This window comes from Hymenobacter negativus, from assembly GCF_016056375.1.
GTDB lineage: Bacteria > Bacteroidota > Bacteroidia > Cytophagales > Hymenobacteraceae > Hymenobacter > Hymenobacter negativus_A.
The window spans coordinates 113,351-134,677 of sequence record NZ_JAEDAE010000005.1; the positions used below are offsets into that span (position 1 = coordinate 113,351).

Sequence of the window (21,327 nt, forward strand, 5' to 3'; positions counted from 1 at the left end):
GGTACCCGTGGCGCTTCCTGCTCGCTTTCATCTGGCTTGGCTGCTGACTCTGTTGGAGTTAGGCCTGGGGCATGATGTGCCGGCCCAGGTGCTGCGGCGGCCGGTGCCGGATAAGCTGGTCGTGCTCACCTTCGACGATGCGGCCGTGAGCCACGCCACTTTCGTTGCCCCACTGCTGAAGAAATACGGGTTCGACGGCACGTTTTTCGTGTGCGAATTCCGGGAGCCGCCGTTTTCGGACAAGTCCAAGTACATGAGCTGGGCGCAGATTCAGGGCCTGCACCGGCGGGGGTTTGAGGTGGCCAGCCACACGCTCACCCACCAGCACGTGAACAAGATGAACCGGGTGCAGCTGGGAGCCGAGCTGGATTCCATTGAGGCCCGTTGCCGCACCTGGCACATTCCCAGGCCCGTCACCTTCGCCTATCCCGGCTACGATACCGCGCCTACGGCCACGGCGCTACTGCCCGAGCGCGGCTACCAGTTTGCCCGCGCCGGCGGCGGCCGGGCCTACAATCCCGCGCAGGATAACCCCATGCTGCTGCCCAGCTTCAGCATTTCGGGCACCGATACGGCGAAGGTGTTCAATGCCATTCGGCAGGCGCAGAAAGGCCGCGTGGTAATCCTGACCGTGCACGGCGTGCCCGACGTGGCCCATGACTGGGTGACGACCCCGCCCGCACTGTTTGAGCAATACCTGCAGTACCTGCACGACCGTCACTACCGCGTCATCGCCCTGCGCGACCTGGCCCGCTACGTGAACGTGCCCGAAGCTCTGCGCACCCTCCCACCCCGCTACGAAAACCTGAAATAAGGCACTCTTCTTACAATCCCACCCATGAAAACCAACTACTTACTCACCTTGAGTGGCCTGCTGCTGAGTTTCGGCATCCACGCTCAGACCCGAATGGCTACCGGAGGCCAGAAACCCATGCCGGCTGCCGAGTGGATTGACGCCGACACCGGCCACAAGCTGGTGCGCCTCACGCCCCTCGATGGCGCAAACGAGAGCTTTTACTTTCACAACAACCCATTTGTGAAAAGCCTGGGCACCGAGGGCGACAAAATGGTGTACTACCACACTTCTCCCGCCGGCAAGGCGCTCTACGCCCTCAACCTGAAAACCCACCAGACCGAGCCGCTTACGCGGGCCTTCAGCAAAGTGCACGGCGAAATAGTGGCCCGCAAGCGCCGCGAAGTGTTTTATCAGGTGGGCGACACGGTGTATGCCACGCACATCGACAGCAAGAAGACGCGCCGTGTGTTCGTTTTCCCGGCTGATTTTAAGGCGGACATCACGACGTTGAATGCCGATGAAACCCAGCTGGGCGGGGCCTGGGGCAGCGATGCAGAAAAGGAAATATACCGCCAGTACCCGGCCAAAAAGGACTTTTTCAACCGCATTTATGACGCCAGGCTGCCGCGCACCCTCTTCATGGTGAGCACCGAGGGAAAGGGCCAGCTCACCAAGCTCTTCACCGACAAGGCCTGGCTGAACCACGTGCAGTTTTCGCCCACCGACCCCAATTGCCTGATGTTCTGCCACGAAGGGCCGTGGGAAAAGGTGGACCGCATCTGGACCATCGACACCAAAACCCAGGCTGTGAAGCTGATTCACAAGCGCACGCTGGACCGTGAAATTGCCGGCCACGAGTGGTTCGGGGCGGACGGCAAAACCATCTGGTTCGACCACCAGAAGCCGCGCGGCGAAACCTTCGCCGTGACCGGCACCAACCTGAAAACCGGCGCGGAGAAAAGCTACGCGCTGACCCGCGACGAGTGGTCGGTGCACTACACCAGCTCGGCCGACCAGCAGATTTTTGCCGGCGACGGCGGCTATCCGACTTCGGTCGCCAAGTCGTCGGAAGGCCACTGGATTTACCTGTTCACACCGGCTGGTGACCATTTTCAGGCCGAAAAACTGGCCAACCTAAAGATGCACGACTACGCACTGGAGCCGAACGTGCATTTTTCGCCGGACGGGAAATGGCTGATTTTCCGTGCCAATTTTGAGGGCCAGCCGCAGGTGTACGCGGTAGAGATTGCCAAGTCCGCTTCATAAAGGCCCTTCCCTCGTGCCGGCTCAATCAATAAGAGTATTCAACCCAATGCACCTCAAAACCACCCTTACCACCGTCCTCTGCGCGGCGCTGCTCGCGCTGCCCGCAGCTGCTCAGAAGCTGCCCAAGAAGAAAGCCGTGCTCAAAAGCATGACGCGCGCCAACGACTATTTCATGCGGACCTGGCCCGACCCGGGCAAGGAAATCGTGACCAACATAGCCCGGCCCAGCCACATCTGGACGCGCGGCGTTTACTACGAAGGCCTGATGGCCCTCTACCAAACCGACAAGCAAAAGCGCTACTACGACTACGCCGTGGACTGGGGCACCAAGCACCAGTGGGGCATCCGCAAGGGCATTACTGACCGCAACGCCGACGACCACTGCGCCGGCCAGACGTACCTCGACCTCTACCAAATCGACCCCAAGCCGGAGCGTCTGCACGACATCAAGGCCAGCATTGACCTGATGGTGCAGAGCCCGAAAATCGACGACTGGAACTGGATTGATGCCCTGCAAATGGCCATGCCCGTGTATGCCAAACTGGGCGCCATGACCAGGGACACGGCCTACTACGAGAAGATGTACCGCATCTACAACTATTCGAAAACCCAGCACGGCGGCCACGGCCTCTACAACCCCGAGGACAAGCTGTGGTGGCGCGATAAGGACTTTGTGCCTCCCTACAAAGAGCCCAACGGCGAGGACTGCTACTGGAGCCGCGGCAACGGCTGGGTGGTGGCCGCCATGGTGCGCGTGCTCGACATCATGCCCAAAGACGCCCCGCACCGCGCCGAATACGAGCAGATGTACCTGAACATGATGCAGGCCCTGCCGCCCATCCAGCGTGCTGACGGCTACTGGAATGTAAGCCTGCACGACCCCACGCATTTCGGCGGCAAGGAGCTGTCGGGCACCGCGCTGTTTGTGTACGGCATGGCCTGGGGCCTGAACCACGGGCTGCTCGACCGGCAAAAATACGAGCCCATCATCGCCAAAGCCTGGCAGGCCATGGCTACGGAATGCGTGACGCCCAATGGCTCGCTGGCTTACGTGCAGGGCACCGGCAAGGAGCCCAAAGACGGCCAGCCAGTTAGTTACACCTCGCGCCCCGATTTTGAGGATTATGGCCTAGGCTGCTTTCTGCTGGCGGGCAGCGAGATGTACAAGTTGAAGTAAATATCCCAAAGTCCTGCTGTTGCCCCCCTCCCCGCCAGAACGCCCTTTATGAAACGACTTCTCGCCCCTCTCTTTCTAGCCACGCTGGGCCTCACCGCACAGGCCCAGGCCCCCAAGTGGCCGGCCATCACCCAGCAAACCAAGCCCTGGACGCGCTGGTGGTGGGAAGGCAGCGCCGTGAACAAAGCCGACCTCACCACCGTGCTCACCGAGTACCAGAAAGCCAACCTCGGTGGGCTGGAAATCACCACGATTTACGGCGTGAAGGGCGCGGAAAGCCAGTTCATCGACTTTCTCTCGCCGAAGTGGATGGACATGCTCTCGCACACGCTCACCGAGGCCGGGCGGCTGGGGCTGGGCATTGATATGGCGCAGGCGTCGGGCTGGCCCTTCGGCGGGCCGTGGGTGGCCCCGGCCGACGCCTCGAAGTACGTGACCTACAAAACCTACGAGGTGAAAGGCGGCGCGAGCCTGAGCGAGCCGGTGAGCTTCATGCAGAAGCCCATTGCCACGGCCATTGGCCACAAGGTCGACATCAAGCAGCTGGCCGACCCGGTGGCGAAAAACAAGAACATGCAAACCCTGGCCCTGGAGCAGGTGCGCTTCGAGAAACCGCTGCCGCTGCAGGCGCTGATGGCGTACTCGGACAAGGGCGAAACGCTGGACCTGACCAGTAAAGTTGGGGCTGATGGCAAGCTGGCCTGGACCGCGCCGGCCGGCGCTTTGTGGACGCTCTATGCGCTGTTCCAGGGCGGGCACGGCAAGCAGGTGGAGCGCGCCGGCCCCGGTGGCGAGGGCGACGTGATTGACCACTTCTCCAAAACCGCCACCGACCATTACCTAGCCTACTTCGACCAGGCCTTCAAGGGCCATGACGTGAAGCCGATTCGGGCGTTTTTCAACGACTCGTACGAAGTTGACGATGCCCAGGGCGAGGCCAACTGGACGCCCCAGATGTTTGCCGAGTTCCAGAAGCGGCGCGGCTACGACCTGCGCCAGCACCTGCCCGCGCTGTTCAACAAGGCCTCGGAGGACGAAAACCAGCGCGTTCTTACCGATTACCGCCAGACGATTTCGGAGCTGCTGCTCGAAAACTACACCCAATCCTGGGGCGCCTGGGCCAAAACCCACGACGCACTGATTCGCAACCAGGCCCACGGCTCGCCGGCCAATATCCTGGATTTGTACGCCGCGACGGACATTCCCGAGACGGAAGGCGAGGATTTGACGCGCATCAAATTCGCGTCGTCGGCCGCGCACGTCACGGGCAAACCGCTGACCTCGGCCGAGACGGCGACCTGGGAGAATGACCATTTCCTGAGCAAACTCAGCGACGTTAAGAAGGCCATCGACCGGATGCTGCTGGGCGGGGTAAACCACGTTTTTTACCACGGCACGGCCTACTCGCCGCCCTCGGCTAAGTGGCCCGGGTGGCTGTTCTACGCCGCGGTGGAGTTTAACCCGCAGAACCCGTTCTGGACGGATTTTGGCAAGCTGAACCAGTACACGGCCCGGGCGCAGTCGTTTCTGCAAGCCGGCCAGCCCAGCAACGACGTGCTGCTGTACCTGCCCATTTCCGACGCTTACACCCGGCCCGGCAAGGTGCTGCTTCAGCACTTTGATGGCATCGAGCACGGCTTCAAAGGCCTGCCTATTGAGGCCACCAGCGAGCTCCTGTTGAGCAAGGGCTACGGCTACGATTTCATCTCCGACAAGCAGGTGCAAGCCGTAAAAAACACCGGCAACACCCTCACCACCAGCGGCGGCGCTGTCTACCAAACCCTGCTCGTACCCGACGCCCACCTCATGCCGCTGCCCACGCTGGAAAGCCTGCTGAAGCTGGCCCAGAACGGCGCCACCATCCTGCTGCAAAACCAACTACCCGCCGACGTGCCCGGCCTCGGCAACCTCGAAAACCGTCGCAGCAACTTTAGGAAGCTGCTGGCCCAGCTCAAATTCAAGGCCGCGTCCCAGGCCGGCGTGCAGCAGGCCAGCCTCGGCAAGGGCCGCGTGCTGCTGGGCAACGACGTGCCGCAACTGCTAGCGCAGGCTGGTGTGCGCCGCGAAACCCTGGCCGACCAGGGCCTGCAGTTCACGCGCCGGAGCCATGCCCAGGGGCATTACTACTTCCTGGCCAACTGGGCCGAGAAGCCATTCGCCGGCTGGATAACCCTGCAAACGCCCGCCAAAGCCGCTGCCTTCTACAACCCCATGACCGAGCAAACGGGCATGGCCCGTATTCGCGCCACGGCCAACGGGCTGCCCGAAATCTACGTGCAACTCAACCCTGGCGAAACCTGCATTCTCGACACCAACGAAGGCGAGCGCACCGGCCCCGCCTACCCCTACCTCACCGTGGCCGCCGCGCCCCAGCCCCTCACCGGCCCCTGGGACCTGAATTTTATCTCGGGCGGCCCGGAATTGCCCGCCAAGCTGCAAACCAAGGAGCTGACTTCCTGGACCACGCTGGCCGGCGACGCGGGCCGCAAGTTCTCCGGCACCGCCACCTACAGCACCACTTTTCCGTTGCCGCAAGGTTCCGCCGACGGCTTTCTGCTCGACCTCGGCCGGGTGGCCCAGAGCGCCCGCGTGCAGGTAAACGGCCAGCCCGCCACCACGCTCCTGGGCCCAGTGTATCAGGTATATGTACCTAAATACCAACTCAAAGCCAGCAACACCCTCACCGTGACGGTGAGCAACCTGATGGCCAACCGCATTGAGGACCTGGACCGCAACCACGTCGACTGGAAGATTTTCTACAACACCAACATGCCCGCCAAGCTCAAGGAAAACCGGGGCGCCGACGGCCTTTTCACCACCGAAAACTGGAAGCCGCTGGAGTCCGGCCTACTCGGCCCCGTTACCCTCACGCCGGCATTCACGGGCGCACCGGCCCAATAATTTCAACCATGGAAGAAGTAGCTTTCACAATGCAGCTGCGGCCCGGCGTGGCCGCCGAATACCAGCGCCGCCACGACGAGATATGGCCCGAGCTTTCGGCCTTGTTGACCGAGGCTGGCATTCGGGATTATTCCATTTACCTCGACGCTGCCAGCGGCCGGCTGTTTGCGGTGCAAAAGCGCGTGCCCGGCCACACCACGGCTGGTTTGCCGGCTACCGAAATCATGCAGCGCTGGTGGGCCTACATGGGCGACTTGATGGAAACCAACCCGGACAATTCGCCCGTGGTGCAGCCGCTAGCGCGGGTTTTTCACCTTGATTAGTATACTTTTTTTCGCTAGCAGGAGGGTGCGGGAAGGTTCGTAGTCTACTAATTCCCAGCTTTGTGGCGTGAGTGCAAACAACCTGACGGGCCCGTAGCCCGCCGGAGAAACGATGGGTGGGAGTCCTCTTTCCTCTATTCGCCGCTACGGGTCACGTCAGTGTTGTGGCGCCAATAGCCGCGTGGCTGGCGCAGCAAGTTTAAGTATTAATGGACCCCAAAGCTGAAGAAGCGGCCCCCATTGGGAGCCGCTTCTTTTTTTGCTTGAAAACGGAGGGCGAAAGGCTCAATACAGCAGCACCACGAGGCTGCGGGCACCGTGCGCGCCAATCACCAGCGACTGTTCGATATCGGCCGTTTTGGATGGGCCGGCCACGAATTTGCCGTAGCCGCCGGTATTCGGGAGCTGCGCGTAAGCCTGGTGCATAGTGGCCACGATGCGCCGCTGGTCGAGCACCAGCGCCAGGTGCTGGGTGATGGTGGGCAGCGCCCGGTTCATCATATTTGCCTCCGGCAACCACACGGCTCCGTTCTCAGCCACGCCGATTTCGCCCGGCAACACGGCCAGGTCGATAGCGGCCAGAATGCCGGTGGGCGTTTGCGCATTGATGGGCACGGAAGCCGCAAACAAGGGCGAGGCCGTGGCCCGTGCCTCGGGGAAAAGTTGTTGAAGCGTAGGCACTAGTTCAGCCAGCCCACTCATGCGTACTACCGTGCCGCCGATGCCGGCCAGCACCGTGGTAAACCGTTCAATGGTGGCCTCGCCGCCGAAATCCGGCACGGTGGGCAGCGGCAGCTCGGCTGGCTTATTGGCCCTGGCGGCGTCCAGAATGCGGTCGCGGGATGCGGTGCTCATGCGGGGACTTTGGGGTTCGGGAGCTGGGTGGCGGGTTGCGGCTGCTTGGCATACCACTCGCGGAAGCTTTGCCTGGGTGCCTCGGGCAGCTCGCGGGCCACGGCCCAGGCATTCATGGAAGGGGCGTGGGTGAGGCCGTGCGGCAGCAGGCGCAGCGCCTTGCGCGCGAATTGCCCGCCGAGGCCGTACACGCGGGTGCTGGCCAGCACGCGGCCCATAAATTTCATACTCCACTTCTTCGCGGCCGGGATTTCGTTGGCCTCGCCCAGCACCTGCCGCCACTTGTAGAGCTGGGTGTGAATGTCAATTTTCACCGGGCACACGTCGGTGCACGAGCCGCAGAGCGTGCTGGCGAACGGCAGCGAGGCGTGCTTTTTCATGTCGATGTTGGGCGACAGAATGGCGCCAATCGGCCCCGGCACGGTGAAATCGTAGCTGTGGCCGCCGCTGCGCCGGTACACCGGACAGGTGTTCATGCAGGCCCCGCAGCGAATGCATTTCAGCGAAGCGCGGAAATCGGGCCGGCCCAGCTGCTGCGTGCGTCCATTATCCACGATGACGATGTGCATCTCTTTGCCCGCCACGGGCTTGGTGAAGTGCGAGGTGTAAGTCGTAACGGGCTGGCCGGTAGCGCTCCGGGCCAGCAGCCGAGTAAACACGCCCAAATCGGTCAGGCGCGGAATAATTTTCTCGATGCCCATGCAGGCGATGTGCACGGCCGCCAGGTTCACGCCCAAATCGGCGTTGCCTTCGTTGGTACATACCACTACGCCCCCCGTTTCGGCGATGGCAAAATTGACGCCCGAAATGGCCACCTCGCCCGCAATGAACTTGCCCCGCAAATGCTGACGAGCAGCCTCGGTGAGGCGCTGCGGGTCGCTTTCGCCTTTCTCCGTGCCCAGGTGCGTGTGGAAAGTGTCGCCTACGTCCTCCTTCTTCAAATGGATGGCCGGCAGCACGATATGGCTCGGCGGCTCGTCCCGAAACTGAATAATCCGCTCGCCCAAATCCGTATCCACCACCTCAATGCCGTGCTTTATGAGGTACGGATTCAGATGGCATTCCTCGGTCAGCATCGACTTGCTCTTGACGATGCGCGTAGCGCCCTGCTGCTGAATAATGTCCAGGATAATGGCGTTATGCTCGGCCGCGTCGGCGGCCCAGTGCACGTGCACGCCGTTAGCTTGGGCGGCGGCCTCAAACTCCTGCAAATACAGGTCAAGCCGGCTCAGGGTGTGGTTTTTGATGCCGGACGCCAGTTCGCGCAGCTCCTGAAACTCGGGCACGCCGTACGCCGCCCGGTCGCGCTTCTCGCGTACAAACCACAGGGTTTCGTCGTGCCAGGTGGTGCGGTCAGCATCCAGCAAAAACTTATCGGCGCGAATGGCGTGGGACATGAGGTGGGGTCGTGGGTTGGTGGGGTGGCGGAGTGGTGCGAATTGTCATCCTGAGCGCAGCGAAGGACCTTATCGCCGCTGAACAACTTGCAGTAATTCAAACTACGCAGCCGTGATAAGGTCCTTCGCTGCGCTCAGGATGACAGAAATTTTTAAGCCACTACCCCATTCAAAATCTCGGCGGCGTGCATCACCTTAATTGGCAGCCTAGCGCGGCGCACAATGCCTTCCAAGTGCATCAGGCACGACATGTCGCTGCCGGTGAGTACCTGCGTGCCGTTGCGCACGTGGTCCGCCACGCGGTCCTGGCCCATGCGGGCGGAGATGCCGGCCTCGCTCACGCAGAAGGTGCCGCCGAAGCCGCAGCATTCGTCGTTGCGGTTGAGTTGGGTCAGCTCCAGGCCGTCGAGGGAGCGTAACAGGCGGCTGAGCTGGCCGTCGCGCACGGGCGTCATTTCCGATTCGTTGGCCTGGTGCAGGCCGCGCTGGCCGTGGCAGCTCAGGTGCAAACCCACTTTGTGGGGGAAGGCACCGGGTAGGCTTTCCACCTTCAGCACCGTGCTGATGAAGTCAATCAGGTCATACGCCGCGCCGCGCACGTGCTGCACATCGGCGGTCTGGTCCAGCTTATCGAAATGCTTGCGGACGTGATACACGCAGCTGCCTGAGGGCGCCACCACGTAGTCGTAGTCGCTGAATGTGTCGACGAAGTGCTTGTAGATGGGTAGGGCGTCACGCTCACAGCCGCTATTAGCCAGCGGCTGGCCGCAGCAGGTTTGCTGAGCGGGGAAGTGCGCCTGCACGCCCAGCTTTTCCAGCAGCTGCAGCGTGGCAATGCCGACCTGCGGGTAGAACTGGTCGATGTAGCAGGGGACGAATAGGGCAACTTTCATTCTTATTCTCTAGGGGTAGAGACACATACTTGCGTCTCGTCGTTGAACGGCCAGCGGAATACCTGAACAACATCAGCAACGACGAGACGCAAGCATGCGTCTCTACCTCGCCTGACTACTTACTCACGGGCGCGACGTCATTGCGCACAGCCGCTAATGGCATGTCATCCTCATCGGTAAACAGCGGCTGTGTTTTCTTCAGCGCCTCGCCCTGCTCTAGGTGCACCAAGGCACCCAACGCGGTGGCCTGCGGCACTTCCAGCGTGCGGATTTCCGCTTTCGGGAAGTTCCAGCTCAGCGTTTGCATGAAGAGCGGGTTACGGGCAAAACCGCCATCAACAAAGATGGTTTTCTCGCCTTGCCACACCAGATGGATGGATTCGAGCAGGATGTTAATTAGCCCGTGCATGAGGTGCTGGTAGGCATCCGAGGCGGTGCGGAAGCCGCTCAGGTCCCATTCTTCGGCCGGTTGGTCGGGGAAGGGGCCGGTGCCGGCCATGCAGGCGGGGCGGAAGCCGGCCGAAGCCTCATCGTAGGGCCGCGCCAGTACGATGGAGCGGTAAAAATCGGGCTTGACGTGGAAGTGAGCGGCGATGCGCTCCACCTGGTAGTCGTGCTCGCGGCCCAGGAACACGCGGGCGGCGCGGGTGGCCTCGCCCCGGGGCGTCATGAAGCTGAGGCAGTCGCGGCGCAACAGCTCCGGGGTGAGAGAGTTGCTGTTGAAGGGATTGATGGTAACCGACCAGGTGCCGGTGGATACCAGCACGAAGGGCTCGTCATGCTCGGCCAAGTAAGGCATCACGGCCGAGGTGCTGTCGTGCAAGCCCACGCCCACCATGATGCCGTCGACCACCGAAGCAATGGAGTCGCGGGTGAGGGGCGCCAGCTTCTCGTCGATGCCCTCGCGGTACACCCATTCGTGGTAGTCACCACGCTTGTAGTCCCACAGGGCCGTGTGGCAGCCAATGGAGGTGAAGTCGCTGAATTTTTCGCCCGAAATCAGGTAGGAGAGGTAGTTCGGCAGGTGCAGCGAAGTGTGAATCTGGGCGAACTTCTCCGGCTTGGCGTATTTCAGCCAATACAGTTGCAGGCCCGAATTCAGCAGGCCCAGGCGCGGCGAGCAAGTGTCGGCCGCGAATTCCTCCGGCGATTGGCCCAGCTCGGCGTAGAACTTGGCCTCGATGTCGGCCGGCATGGGCTTGAGGTAGTTGTAGAGCGGCAGCATGGGCTGGCCGTCGGCCCCCAGGTGCACCCAACTGGCGCCGTAGGCTGTGAAGTTCACGCCCTTCACGGTGTAGTGCGGGTGCTGCCGCAGCTGCTTCCAGTGGTCGAGCACCCACTCCGTGAGGCGGGGCAGGTGGTCGCACACGAAGCCGTCATCGTCCAGCACATCGGTGCAGACGTGCAACTCCTCGTTGATAATCTGCTGGTCCTCGTCAAAGAGAATCAGCTTCTTGTTGGTCTTGCCGATGTCAAAAACGGCATAGACGGTTTTCTTGATGCTCGGATTCATAGCCCTGTCGATACGCTGTGCTTGCCGCGCTGCTGGATGAGTTTCTCGCGCACACCCTCGGCGCGGAAGGCCGTGAGGGGCCGAATGGCGCCGCCGGCGCGCAGGTAGGCTTCCGATACCAGCGGGCGCACATCGGTGAGGAAAGCGTCGCGCAGAATTTCCTCGGCGCGTACCACGTCGTTGGCTTCCTGGGCTTCGGCCAGGGCCTCGCGGTCCACGAGCAGGGCCTTGGCGTAGGCCGAGAGGATGTTGTCGACCGATTGCAGGAGGTCTTCCAGCGGGTCTTTCACGTTGTGGCTAGCGTCAATCATGTAGGCCACGGCCTCGGCGGGTACAGATTGGTCGAGGGCGGCGTCTACTAGTTCGTTGAAAATCAGGAACAGCTGGAAGGGCTTGATGCTGCCGGTCGTGAGGTCGTCGTCGCCGTACATCGAGCCGTTGAAGTGGAAGCCGCCCAGGCGGCCGAACTGCCGCAGGCGGCCCACAATCTGCTCGATGTTGGTGTTGGGCAGGTGGTGGCCGAGGTCAACCAATACCTGCGCCTGTTGGCCCAGCGCCTGGCACAGGGCCAGCGAGGTGCCCCAGTCGGGAATCACCATCGAGTAGAAGTTGGGCTCGTAAGGCTTGTACTCCACCAGCATGGTCCAGTCGCTCGGCATGGCCTCGTAAATGGCTGCCAGCGACTCCTGCGTGCGCAGAAACGCGCGGCGCAGGTGCGACTGGCCGGGGAAGTTGGAGCCGTCGGCCAGCCACACGGTCAGCGTTTTGGCGTCGAGCTGTTGGCCGTAGCGCACGCAGTCGATGTTGTGCTGAATGGCCTGCTCGCGCACCGCCTTATCGGTGTGGCTGAGCGAGCCGAACTTGTATGACTGCGTCTGTTCTTTCTGGTCCTGGAAGGTGTTGGAGTTCACCGAATCAATCACCAGACCTTTTTCCTTTAGTAGTTGCTGCAGGCCGGGAATGTCCTGCGGAATATCCCACGGAATGTGCAGCGAAATGGAGTTCGACGAGCGGTTCAGCGCCTGCAGAATGCCCACGTCGCCGATTTTGTCTTCCAGCGTCGCGGGCTCGCCACCGGCTGCGAACCGGCCGAAGCGGGTGCCGCCCGTGCCCAGCGCCCAGCTCGGAATCGCCACCTGAAAATCAATCAGCTTCTGGACCACGGCGGGCACATCGGCATGGCGCAGGCGCGGCGAATCGGCCGTATACTGAAACTGAGTTTGGTGCTCGGCCAGCAGCGGCTGGTTGAGTTCGGCGAGGCGTTGGTCAGAGAACATAGTGGGCGAGAGGAATAAGGTCCGGGGTTGGTTGGGTAGATACAAATTACCCGTTCCCGGAAGGGCGAACTGTTCTGGGCTCTCCTGTTTTGCGCGGGAAACCTGACGTCAGGCCTCACCCCCGGCCCCTCTCCGAGGGAGAGGGGAGCCATGGCGGCGCTGTCGTTATATCCAAACCGAGGCTTGAAAAAAGTCGTCAGTCTCCCCCTCTCCACCGGAGAGGGGCCGAGGGTAAGGCCTGACGTTACAACGACCCCCGCCGAATCGTGTAAAACGGGTTCTTCACCTTCACGCGCTGCTTTTCCAGCAGCAGCGTCGCGGCCGTTTTGCCCATGGCCTCGAAGTCGGTGGTAATCACCGTCATATTCAGCAGCTCCTTGAGGGGCGTTTCGTTGAAGGAAATGATGCCGACTTCGCGGCCCAGCAGGTAGCTTGTCTGGCGGATTTTCTTCACCAGCTCCACCAGGTCGGTTTCGCGGATTACCACGTAGGCAGTACCGGCCTGCACCACCTCGTTCATGGCGTTTTCAACCACTGAGAACTCCTTGTTGCGCATCAGGCAGAAGGACCGGAAACCCCAGGGCAATTCTTCCGGGTGGTTAGCGTCGGAAGGCAGCACGAGGACCAGACGGGAGTATTTTTCAAGCAGGTCTTCGGCTTTTTCGAGGGCGGTGAAAATGTCTTTGTCGAAATCCTGGAATACGCGTAGGCAGTCGTGAGTCAGCTCGGGAATGTCCTTGTCGAGCAGCACCAGCTCCTGGCTGGGAATCGTGTTCAGAATACCCCGCGAAATGGCCTTGTCGGTGTCCAGCGTGAAGTGGGGCATCACCACGTAGTAGTTATACTTGCCCAGGTTCTTCTCAATGATTTCCTGAAACAGGTTCACGTTGTAGTGGTGAATCTGCAAGTCGACGGTGGCGCGGTCGCCGAGGGTTTCGAGGAAGGCGTAGTAGATGATTTTCTTGTAGGAGCTCAGCTTGTTGAATACTAGCAGGATTTTCAACTTCGAATTGTCGCTGGTTTCCACGTAGTAGCCCTTGCCCTGCACCGAGGTGATAAAGCCGCGCTCGCGCAGCTCGCGATAGGCTTTTTCCACGGTGTCGCGCGCCAGGTAGTGCTCCACGCTCAGCTCGCTGATGCTGGGCAGATGGTCGCCGTTTTTCAGCACGCCGCGCTCAATGTCCATGATGACCGACTGCACAATCTGCTTGTACTTCGGCGTTTTATCGAGGGGCTTTAGTTGGAGTTGATACATGCCAGAGAGTGGGCCTGGGGCGGTGATTGCAGGCAGTGTTTCCAAAGGGAAACCCGGTTGGAAGCTGCGGAATTCAGCCGCACGAGAAAAAGAAAAAAACGAGGCAGCAGGCCGAGGCCTTGCCCCAAATGTAGCCTTTTCGGCAATGCAAGGCGATAGATAGCTCGTGTAATCCGCACAAAAGAAGAGCGTCATGCCGAGCGCAGCGAAGCATCTTTACCGCGCAAATAATTATTTACTGTTGCGGTAAAGATGCTTCGCTGCGCTCGGCATGACGCTCCAATTGTTCGTCAAACCTGACGCTTAGCGCACGAAGGCCATGGCCACGCCGCCGTCTACGTTCAGGACGTTGCCGGTGGATTTGCTCAGCGAGCCATCTACGAACACGCGCACGGCTTTGGCAATGTCTTCGGAAAGCAGCTCCTCGCCCAGCAGGGTTCGCTTGGCGTAGTGGGCGGGCAGTTCTTCTACCGAGATGCCGTAGGCCTTGGCACGGCCGGCGGCCCAGTCGCCTTCCCATATTTTCGAGCCGCGAAGCACGGCGTCGGGGTTCACGGTGTTCACGCGGATTTTGTCGCCACCGAGTTCGGCGGCCAGCAGGCGGCTCATGTGGAGCTGGGCGGCTTTGGCGGTGCCGTAGGCCACGTTGTTGGGGCCAGCAACGAGGCCGTTTTTGCTGGCGATGTTCACGATGTCGCCGCCCAGGCCTTGCTGGCGCAGGATGGTGACGGCGGCCTGGCTCACCAGGAACTGGCCTTTTACCAGCACGTCGTTCAGGATGTCCCAATCGGCCTGCGTAGTGTCAGCCAGCGGCTTGGAAATCGACAGACCAGCGCAGTTCACGATGATATCAACGCCGCCGAATTGCAGCACACCGGCTTTCAGCGACTCGGCGATGCTTTCGGCGCTGGTTACTTCGATGGGGGCGGTGAGGGCGCTGTCCTTGCCGAATTGCTTGCGCAGGTCGGCCTGGGTTTCCTCCAGCCGGTCGCGGTCCACGGCCACCACGCAGGCGCCGAATTTCAGCAACTCCTCGCAGATGGCTTTGCCGATGCCGCCGGTACCGCCGGTCACGTAGGCAATTTTGCCAGAAAGGGCTTTGGGCGGGGCCATGCGCTGCAGCTTGGCTTCTTCGAGCAGCCAGTACTCGATGTTGAAGGCTTCCTGCTCGGGCAGGCCCTGGTAGGTGCTCACGGCTTCGGCGCCGCGCATCACGTTGATGGCGTTGGTGTAGAACTCGGCGGCCACGCGGGCCGTCTGCTTGTCTTTTGAGAAGGAGAACAAGCCCACGCCGGGCCACAGGATGATGACCGGGTTGGAGTCGCGCACGGCCGGGCTGTTGGCGTGCTTGCTGCGCTCGTAGTAAGCCACGTAGTCCTTGCGATAAGCTTCGAACTGCGCTTCCAGGTATGTTTTCACGCTGGCGGCGTCAGACTGCATCACGTCGGCGTCGAGCACGAGCGGACGGATTTTGGTGCGCAGGAAGTGGTCGGGGCAGGAAGTGCCCTTGGCGGCGAGGCGAGCCAGGTCGTGCGAGTTCACAAATTCGAGCACGCGAGCGTCGTCGGTGTAGTGGCCCAGCATGCGACGCTGGCTGCTGGCGAGGCCGCGCAGCACGGGCATCACGGCAGCAGCGGCGGCGCGGCGGCCGGCAGCGTCGAGGGTTTGCTCGCGCTTCACGCCACCAAATACTGGCCCTTTCTTGCCGTAGTTGGCTTCGAGGTAGGTGGCGGCTTGCTCAATGACTTCGAGCGTGTTCATGTACGACTCGTAGCTCGTGTCGCCCCAGGTGAAGAGGCCGTGGCCGCCGAGGATGACGCCGCGCAGGCCGGGGTTGTCGGCCACGATTTTTTCGAGCTGCAAACCGAGGTCGAAGCCCGGCTTCTGCCAGGGCAGCCAGCCCATGGTGTCGCCCCAGATTTCGTGCATGATTTGCTCGCCGTCCTTGCTGGCCGCAATGGCAATCAGGGCGTCGGGGTGCAGGTGGTCGATGTGCTTGAAGGGCAGCAGGCCGTGTAGCGGGGTATCGATGCTGGGCGTGGCGCACTTGGGGTCGAAGAGGCAGTACTCGAACAGGCCCACCATCTCGTCTTCAAATTCGAGGCCGCGGTAGCGGTTTTTCAGCTGGTGCAGCTTTTCAACGTAGAGGTTGGCGCAGCCCGAGCGGGTCAGGGTGCCGATGTCGCCGCCCGAGCCCTTTACCCACATCACTTCGGCGGCTTCGCCGGTCACGGGGTTGGTTTCCTGGATTTTGCAGCTGGTATTGCCGCCGGCGTAGTTGGTCAGGCGCAGGTCGGCCCCAAGCAGATTGGAGCGGTAGAGGAAAAGGGCTACTTCGTCGCCGGCCAGCTCTGCGGCTTTGGCTTCGTCCCAGAGGTAGCTGACGTGCTGGAAAGTGAGGGTTTTTTCCATGAGATAGGTTGCAGATGCGTTAACCGGAATTCGAAATAGGTTTGCGATGGGACAAAGGTGCCGGAAGGGCTTAGGGCCAACATCCTGCACTCTCCTGCTTACGGATAAAAAATTGTTACCTGCCCGGCCATCCCCCAAGAGGCCAGGAATCCGGCGTTATTTCGCGTTCAGGAGAGCACAGGAGGGTTTGTCCTCACTTACCCGGCAGCTTTGCCGCATACCTTACCATACCGAACGTAGCAATGGCTGTAATCTGGGGAGTTATCCTTCACGCGCTGGGCGGCTTCGCCTCCGGCAGTTTTTACCTGCCTTACAAGAAGGTGAACGGCTGGGCCTGGGAAAGCTACTGGCTGGTGGGCGGCATTGTGAGCTGGCTGGTGGCGCCGTGGGTGCTGGGCTACCTGACGGTGCCGCATTTGTTCGACGTGCTGCACCAGGCCGATAATTCGACCATTGCCTGGGCGTATTTCTGGGGCATTTTGTGGGGCACGGGCGGGCTCACGTTCGGGCTGGCCATGCGGTATCTGGGCCTGAGCCTGGGCATGGCCGTCACGCTGGGGCTGTGTGCAGTGTTCGGCACGCTGGTGCCGCCGATTTACGAAGGCAAGATGGGCGAACTGCTGGGCACCTCGTCGGGCCGCTACATTGTGCTGGGGCTGGGCGTGTGCGTGCTGGGTATTTTGATTTGCGGCCGGGCGGGCTTGCTGAAAGAGAAAACCCTAACCCAGGAGCAGAAGCAGGAATCCATTGCCGAATTCGACCTGAAAAAAGGGCTGCTGGTGGCCGTGTTTTCGGGCATTATGAGCGCCTGCTTCTCCTTCGGCCTCACGGCCGGGCAGCCCATTGCCAAGCTGGCCGAGGCCAACGGCACCAATCCGCTGTTCGTGAACAACGCCATTCTGGTCATCATCCTGCTGGGCGGCCTCACCACCAATGCCATCTGGTGCCTTTACCTCAACGTTAAGAACAAGACCTACACCGACTATCTGAACCCCTCCTACCCTGCCCTGCGCAACATCGTTTTTTGCGCGCTGGCGGGCACCACGTGGTACTTCCAGTTCTTCTTCTACGGCATGGGCGACAGCCAGATGGGCGCCTACCGCTTCTCGGGCTGGACGCTGCACATGGCTTTCATCATTGCTTTTAGCAGCATGTGGGGCCTTGTGCTGCACGAGTGGCGCGGGGCCAACCGTAGCACCATGCGCACCGTCACGCTGGGCATTATCGCCGTGGTGCTGTCCACGGTGGTGGTGGGCTACGGCAACTACCTGGGCTCGCCCGAGCATCAGGCCCCGGCGCAGGATACGGCTGCCATCAGCGCCGGGGAATAACCGTTACGTCCCTCTTCCACCAGGAGCCCGGGCCTTGTCGTGATGGATGAGGGCCGGGCTTTTTTTACAGACCCCCATGAGCCACCGTTACGCTGCTGTTTTTCTGATTTGCGGCCTGCTAGGGGCCGGTTCATCGGCTGCACCACCGGCCGCTCCACAGGTGCAGGCCGAGCGCCTGGGGCGGGGCGTGGTGGCCGTGGCGCAGCCCGATGGCAAGGTTTTCATTAGCTGGCGCTTGCTGGCAAATGATGCGCCCGGTGTGGCCTTTGATGTATTCCGGCAAACCGGCACCACAGCGGTCAAGTTGAACAAGAAGACGATAACAGCCGGCACCAACTGGCTGGACGAAGCTGCTCAAAAGGGTCAGTCGGCTACGTATTCTGTGCAAGTGACCGGAGCCGCTAAAGACGCTACCGACGCTTCGGCCACCACCAAAGTCTGGGCCGACGGCTACCTGCGCCTGCCGCTCCAGCCGCCGCCCGGCGGCACGGTGAGCAGCGGCCCCGAAACCAGCCCGTACACCTACACCGCCAACGATGCCAGCGCCGCCGACCTCGACGGCGACGGCCAGTACGAAATCGTGCTGAAGTGGGAGCCCACCAACGCCCGCGACAACGGCTCGAACGGCATCACCGGGCCTGTCATTCTCGATGCGTATAAGCTGGATGGCACTCGTCTGTGGCGCATCAATCTGGGCCGGAATATCCGGGCTGGGGCGCACTACACGCAGTTCATGGCCTACGACCTCGACGGCGACGGCCGGGCCGAAGTGGCCTGCAAAACCGCCGACGGCACCGTGGATGGCGCGGGCAAAACCCTCGGCGACGCTGGCAAGGACTACCGCGCGCTCACCGTGCCGACGGACGGCGTGCCAGTGCCCAGCCCGAAAGACAGCAAGTACGGCCGCATCCTGGCCGGGCCGGAGTATTTCACAGTGTTCGATGGCCGCACCGGCGCGGCACTGGCCAGCACACCCTACCTGCCGGCGCGGGGCGAATTGGGCGGCTGGGGCGGCATCGGAGGCAATGGCGGCAACGACCAGTACGGCAACCGCGTCGACCGTTTCCTGGCCTGCGTGGCCTACCTCGACGGCACCCGGCCCAGCGTGGTGATGTGCCGCGGTTACTACGGCCGCACCGTGCTAGCCGCCTGGGACTGGCGCGGCGGCCAGCTCACCTCGCGCTGGGTGTTCGACTCGAAAGACGCCCAAAACCCCTTCTCCGGCATGGGCAACCACGGCCTGAGCGTGAACGACGTGGACGGCGACGGCCGCGACGAAATCGTGTACGGCTCGATGGTGGTCGACGACAACGGCACGGGCCTCTTCAGCACCGGCCTGCGCCACGGCGATGCCCTTCACGTTTCCGACTTCGACCCTGCCTTGCCCGGCCTCGAAGCCTGGGGCGTGCACGAGAACGAGGAGAAGGTGGCAGGCCACGAAAACGGCCCCGGCGCGGCCCTCTACGCCGCCGGCACCGGCCAGATTCTCTTCTCGAAACTGCCCGGCGAGGACGTGGGCCGGGGCATGGCCGCCGACATCGACCCGCGCCACCCCGGCGCCGAGCTTTGGGTGAGCAACCCCGAGCTGGGCCTGCTCACCAGCAAAGGCGAGCGTATCGGCCCGTCGCCGCGCACCGTCAACTTCGGCCTGTGGTGGGACGGCGACCTGCTGCGCGAGCTGCTTAACGACACCCGCGTGGAAAAATGGGATTACCAGGCCGGTCAGCTCACCAAGCTGCTCGAAGGCAAGGATTTCAATGCCGCTTCCTGTAACGGCACCAAAGCCACCCCCTGCCTCAGCGCCGACCTGCTAGGCGACTGGCGCGAGGAAGTGGTGTGGCGCACGGCCGACAACTCGGCTCTGCTCATTTTCAGCACCACCATCCCCACCCAACACCGGCTCGTGACCTTGATGCATGACCGCGCCTACCGTCTCGGTGTGGCCCGCGAGAACGTGGGCTACAACCAGCCGCCACACCCCGGCTTTTTCCTGGGCGAGGGCATGAAATAGGCCGGACGCGCGGCGGGCTATGCCTAAAGGGGTAAGTGGGGCCGGATGCCGTCGACAGGCTTATTCTACCGCCTACTGCGCCACCGAGCCCCGGAGGTGCAGGTGGGTGCAGGATACCGCCGCCCGCATTTCCTCCAACATTTGGCTATCGAATACCGCGCTGCTCCTTCTCCATCAAACCCACCCGTGAAAAAGCCTCTGCTCCCCCGGCATCTGCTGGCCGCTGCTGCCCTGCTGCTGTTGGCGTGCGCCTTCGGCCGGCCCACGCCGCCCACGCTCTACCTCATCGGCGACTCCACGGTGAACAACCCGAACCCGCCTCAGGCAGGCTGGGGCAACGTCATAGCCGCCTACTTCGATACCACCCGAATCAGGGTGCGCAACAATGCCAAGGCCGGCCGCAGCACCCGCACCTTCATCAGCGAAGGGCGCTGGAAAACCACCATCGATGCCATCCGGCCCGGTGATTTTCTCATCATGCAGTTCGGCCACAACGAAGGCAGCCCGCCCGACACCACCAAGGCCGGCCGGCGCGGTGTGCTGCGCGGCACCGGCGAAGAAACCAAAAGCCTTGTGTGGCCCGACGGCCACCCCGAAACGGTGAACACCTACGGCTGGTACCTGCGCAAATTCATCCGCGAAGCCCGGGCCAAAGGGGCCACGCCGGTAGTCTGTTCCATGATTCCGCGCAACGAATGGAAAGACGGCAAAGTCATCCGGGCCAGCAGTGACTTCGGCAAATGGGCCCAGGAAGTGGCGCAGCAGGAAGGCGTGGCTTTTATTAATCTGAATGAAATAACGGCTCTGAAATACGACCAGTTGGGGCCGGTGGAGGTGAAGAAATTCTTCCCCGGCGACCATACCCACACCAACGAAGCCGGTGCCATTATCAACGCCGAATCGGTGGTCGACGGCATCAAAGCCAACCAAAAGCTGGCGCTGAGAAAGTACCTGAAGCAATAACCTTAGCCCGTCATGCTGAGCGCAACCAAAGCATAACTGAAACTGAAACCGCCCCGTGAAACCTAGCAAACCCAACCTGCCCTTCCGCGCCAGCCTGGGCTATGGCCTGCTGCTGGTGGCCCTGCTGCTGGCCGGCTTCACGCGTCCGCTCGCCAAGCGCAAACCCACTCTCTTCCTCATCGGCGATTCGACCGTGAAAAACGGCAAGGGCAAGGGCGACGGCAGCCTCTGGGGCTGGGGCAACTTCCTGCCCGCGCACTTCGACACCACCCGCATCCACATCGAAAACGCCGCGCTGGGCGGCACCAGCAGCCGCACTTTTCAGACCAAAGGCCTGTGGGAAGCCGTCCGCACCAAAATCCAGCCCGGCGATTTTGTCATCATGCAGTTTGGCCACAACGACGACGGCCCGCTGGCCGACACCGCCCGCGCCCGCGGCACCATCAAAAGCAACGGCGACGAAAGCCAGAAGGTCTACAACCCCCTCACCAAACAGCAGGAAATGGTGCACAGCTACGGCTGGTATTTGCGGCATGTCATTGCCGAAACCAAGGCCAAAGGCGCCACCCCGGTGGTGTGCTCCCTCATCCCGCGCAACAGTTGGAAAGGTGGCAAAGTGAACCGCGCCACCGCCACCTACACCCAATGGGCTGCCGAAGCCGCCAAGCAAGGCGGCGCCTACTTCATTGATTTGAACCGGCTGGTGGCCGATAAATACGACCGCGAAGGCGAGGCCAAAGTGGGCACCGTGTACTTCACCCCGAAAGACCACACGCACACCATTGAGGCCGGCGCGCAACTGAACGCGGCCACGGTGGCGGAAGGAATCAGGGCCACGAAGGGGCTGGCGCTGCGCAAGTACCTGAAGAAGTAACGTAGCGTGGACTCTGCAAGTCCGCGCCCACCCGAGCCGTTCGGAAACACGGTACAGGCGCGGACTCGCAGAGTCCACGCTAC

16 protein-coding genes are annotated in these 21,327 nt (G+C 61.9%); 9 read left to right on the forward strand and 7 right to left on the reverse strand.

Features of this window, described 5'->3' with window-relative positions; translation table 11 throughout:
• Positions 1 to 7: 7 nt before the first annotated feature.
• From I7X13_RS12725 to rhaM, 5 genes are read left to right on the forward strand one after another with little or no spacing between them, the layout of a single operon-like run.
• The gene (locus I7X13_RS12725) at positions 8 to 814 is read left to right on the forward strand and encodes a polysaccharide deacetylase family protein (RefSeq protein WP_317191572.1); all 807 of its coding nucleotides are present in this window, start codon (positions 8 to 10) and stop codon (positions 812 to 814) included.
• A 24-nt stretch (positions 815 to 838) separates the two neighbouring features.
• The gene (locus I7X13_RS12730; protein WP_198075779.1) at positions 839 to 2,062 is read left to right on the forward strand and encodes an oligogalacturonate lyase family protein; all 1,224 of its coding nucleotides are present in this window, start codon (positions 839 to 841) and stop codon (positions 2,060 to 2,062) included.
• 46 nt (positions 2,063 to 2,108) lie between these two features.
• Positions 2,109 to 3,239, forward strand: a complete 1,131-nt coding sequence (locus tag I7X13_RS12735; protein WP_198075780.1) for a glycoside hydrolase family 88/105 protein — start codon at positions 2,109 to 2,111, stop codon at positions 3,237 to 3,239.
• Between the two features lie 48 nt (positions 3,240 to 3,287).
• On the forward strand, positions 3,288 to 6,140 hold the full coding sequence (locus I7X13_RS12740; protein ID WP_198075781.1) for a glycosyl hydrolase: 2,853 nt from the start codon (positions 3,288 to 3,290) through the stop codon (positions 6,138 to 6,140).
• Between the two features lie 8 nt (positions 6,141 to 6,148).
• A complete protein-coding gene (rhaM, locus tag I7X13_RS12745) occupies positions 6,149 to 6,463 on the forward strand; it encodes an L-rhamnose mutarotase (RefSeq protein WP_198075782.1) in 315 nt (104 codons plus the stop codon).
• Between the two features lie 285 nt (positions 6,464 to 6,748).
• Here the strand turns inward: rhaM and I7X13_RS12750 are convergent, their stop codons facing one another.
• The 7 genes from I7X13_RS12750 to I7X13_RS12780 form a co-directional block, all read right to left on the reverse strand.
• Positions 6,749 to 7,318 carry a LutC/YkgG family protein gene (locus tag I7X13_RS12750; protein ID WP_198075783.1) on the reverse strand — a complete coding sequence of 190 codons (570 nt, stop codon included), beginning with the start codon at positions 7,316 to 7,318 and terminating at the stop codon, positions 6,749 to 6,751.
• Complete coding sequence (locus I7X13_RS12755) at positions 7,315 to 8,715, reverse strand: lactate utilization protein B (RefSeq protein ID WP_198075784.1); 1,401 nt, start codon at positions 8,713 to 8,715, stop codon at positions 7,315 to 7,317. The genes I7X13_RS12750 and I7X13_RS12755 overlap by 4 nt, the downstream gene beginning before the upstream one ends.
• A gap of 152 nt (positions 8,716 to 8,867) precedes the next feature.
• Complete coding sequence (locus I7X13_RS12760) at positions 8,868 to 9,608, reverse strand: (Fe-S)-binding protein (RefSeq protein ID WP_198075785.1); 741 nt, start codon at positions 9,606 to 9,608, stop codon at positions 8,868 to 8,870.
• 115 nt (positions 9,609 to 9,723) lie between these two features.
• Entirely contained in the window at positions 9,724 to 11,121 is a 1,398-nt protein-coding gene (locus I7X13_RS12765) for an FGGY-family carbohydrate kinase (protein WP_198066455.1), read from the reverse strand.
• On the reverse strand, positions 11,118 to 12,398 hold the full coding sequence (locus tag I7X13_RS12770) for a TIM barrel protein (protein ID WP_198075786.1): 1,281 nt from the start codon (positions 12,396 to 12,398) through the stop codon (positions 11,118 to 11,120). Before I7X13_RS12770 ends, I7X13_RS12765 begins: the two co-directional genes overlap by 4 nt.
• 244 nt (positions 12,399 to 12,642) lie before the next feature.
• Complete coding sequence (locus I7X13_RS12775; protein WP_198066457.1) at positions 12,643 to 13,653, reverse strand: GntR family transcriptional regulator; 1,011 nt, start codon at positions 13,651 to 13,653, stop codon at positions 12,643 to 12,645.
• Positions 13,654 to 13,956: 303 nt separating this feature from the next.
• Positions 13,957 to 16,065, reverse strand: coding sequence for a bifunctional aldolase/short-chain dehydrogenase (locus I7X13_RS12780; RefSeq protein ID WP_198075787.1), 2,109 nt, complete (start codon positions 16,063 to 16,065; stop codon positions 13,957 to 13,959).
• A 242-nt stretch (positions 16,066 to 16,307) separates the two neighbouring features.
• On the opposite strand from I7X13_RS12780, the gene rhaT reads away from it, so the two are divergent.
• From rhaT to I7X13_RS12800, 4 genes are all read left to right on the forward strand, one after another.
• Positions 16,308 to 17,396, forward strand: coding sequence for an L-rhamnose/proton symporter RhaT (gene rhaT / locus I7X13_RS12785; protein WP_198075788.1), 1,089 nt, complete (start codon positions 16,308 to 16,310; stop codon positions 17,394 to 17,396).
• A 76-nt stretch (positions 17,397 to 17,472) separates the two neighbouring features.
• Positions 17,473 to 19,407, forward strand: a complete 1,935-nt coding sequence (locus I7X13_RS12790; protein WP_198075789.1) for a rhamnogalacturonan lyase — start codon at positions 17,473 to 17,475, stop codon at positions 19,405 to 19,407.
• 186 nt (positions 19,408 to 19,593) lie between these two features.
• The gene (locus I7X13_RS12795) at positions 19,594 to 20,370 is read left to right on the forward strand and encodes a rhamnogalacturonan acetylesterase (RefSeq protein ID WP_317191573.1); all 777 of its coding nucleotides are present in this window, start codon (positions 19,594 to 19,596) and stop codon (positions 20,368 to 20,370) included.
• Between the two features lie 55 nt (positions 20,371 to 20,425).
• Entirely contained in the window at positions 20,426 to 21,244 is an 819-nt protein-coding gene (locus tag I7X13_RS12800; protein ID WP_198075791.1) for a rhamnogalacturonan acetylesterase, read from the forward strand.
• The last annotated feature ends 83 nt before the right edge of the window (positions 21,245 to 21,327 follow it).

Coding starts and splice junctions, on each gene's coding strand:
- I7X13_RS12750 (WP_198075783.1), bottom strand. CDS start 7,318: ATGAGCACCGCATCCCGCGACCGCATTCTGGACGCCGCCAGGGCCAAT.
- I7X13_RS12775 (WP_198066457.1), bottom strand. CDS start 13,653: ATGTATCAACTCCAACTAAAGCCCCTCGATAAAACGCCGAAGTACAAG.
- I7X13_RS12740 (WP_198075781.1), top strand. CDS start 3,288: ATGAAACGACTTCTCGCCCCTCTCTTTCTAGCCACGCTGGGCCTCACC.
- rhaT (WP_198075788.1), top strand. CDS start 16,308: ATGGCTGTAATCTGGGGAGTTATCCTTCACGCGCTGGGCGGCTTCGCC.
- I7X13_RS12790 (WP_198075789.1), top strand. CDS start 17,473: ATGAGCCACCGTTACGCTGCTGTTTTTCTGATTTGCGGCCTGCTAGGG.
- rhaM (WP_198075782.1), top strand. CDS start 6,149: ATGGAAGAAGTAGCTTTCACAATGCAGCTGCGGCCCGGCGTGGCCGCC.
- I7X13_RS12780 (WP_198075787.1), bottom strand. CDS start 16,065: ATGGAAAAAACCCTCACTTTCCAGCACGTCAGCTACCTCTGGGACGAA.
- I7X13_RS12735 (WP_198075780.1), top strand. CDS start 2,109: ATGCACCTCAAAACCACCCTTACCACCGTCCTCTGCGCGGCGCTGCTC.
- I7X13_RS12765 (WP_198066455.1), bottom strand. CDS start 11,121: ATGAATCCGAGCATCAAGAAAACCGTCTATGCCGTTTTTGACATCGGC.
- I7X13_RS12770 (WP_198075786.1), bottom strand. CDS start 12,398: ATGTTCTCTGACCAACGCCTCGCCGAACTCAACCAGCCGCTGCTGGCC.
- I7X13_RS12730 (WP_198075779.1), top strand. CDS start 839: ATGAAAACCAACTACTTACTCACCTTGAGTGGCCTGCTGCTGAGTTTC.
- I7X13_RS12760 (WP_198075785.1), bottom strand. CDS start 9,608: ATGAAAGTTGCCCTATTCGTCCCCTGCTACATCGACCAGTTCTACCCG.
- I7X13_RS12755 (WP_198075784.1), bottom strand. CDS start 8,715: ATGTCCCACGCCATTCGCGCCGATAAGTTTTTGCTGGATGCTGACCGC.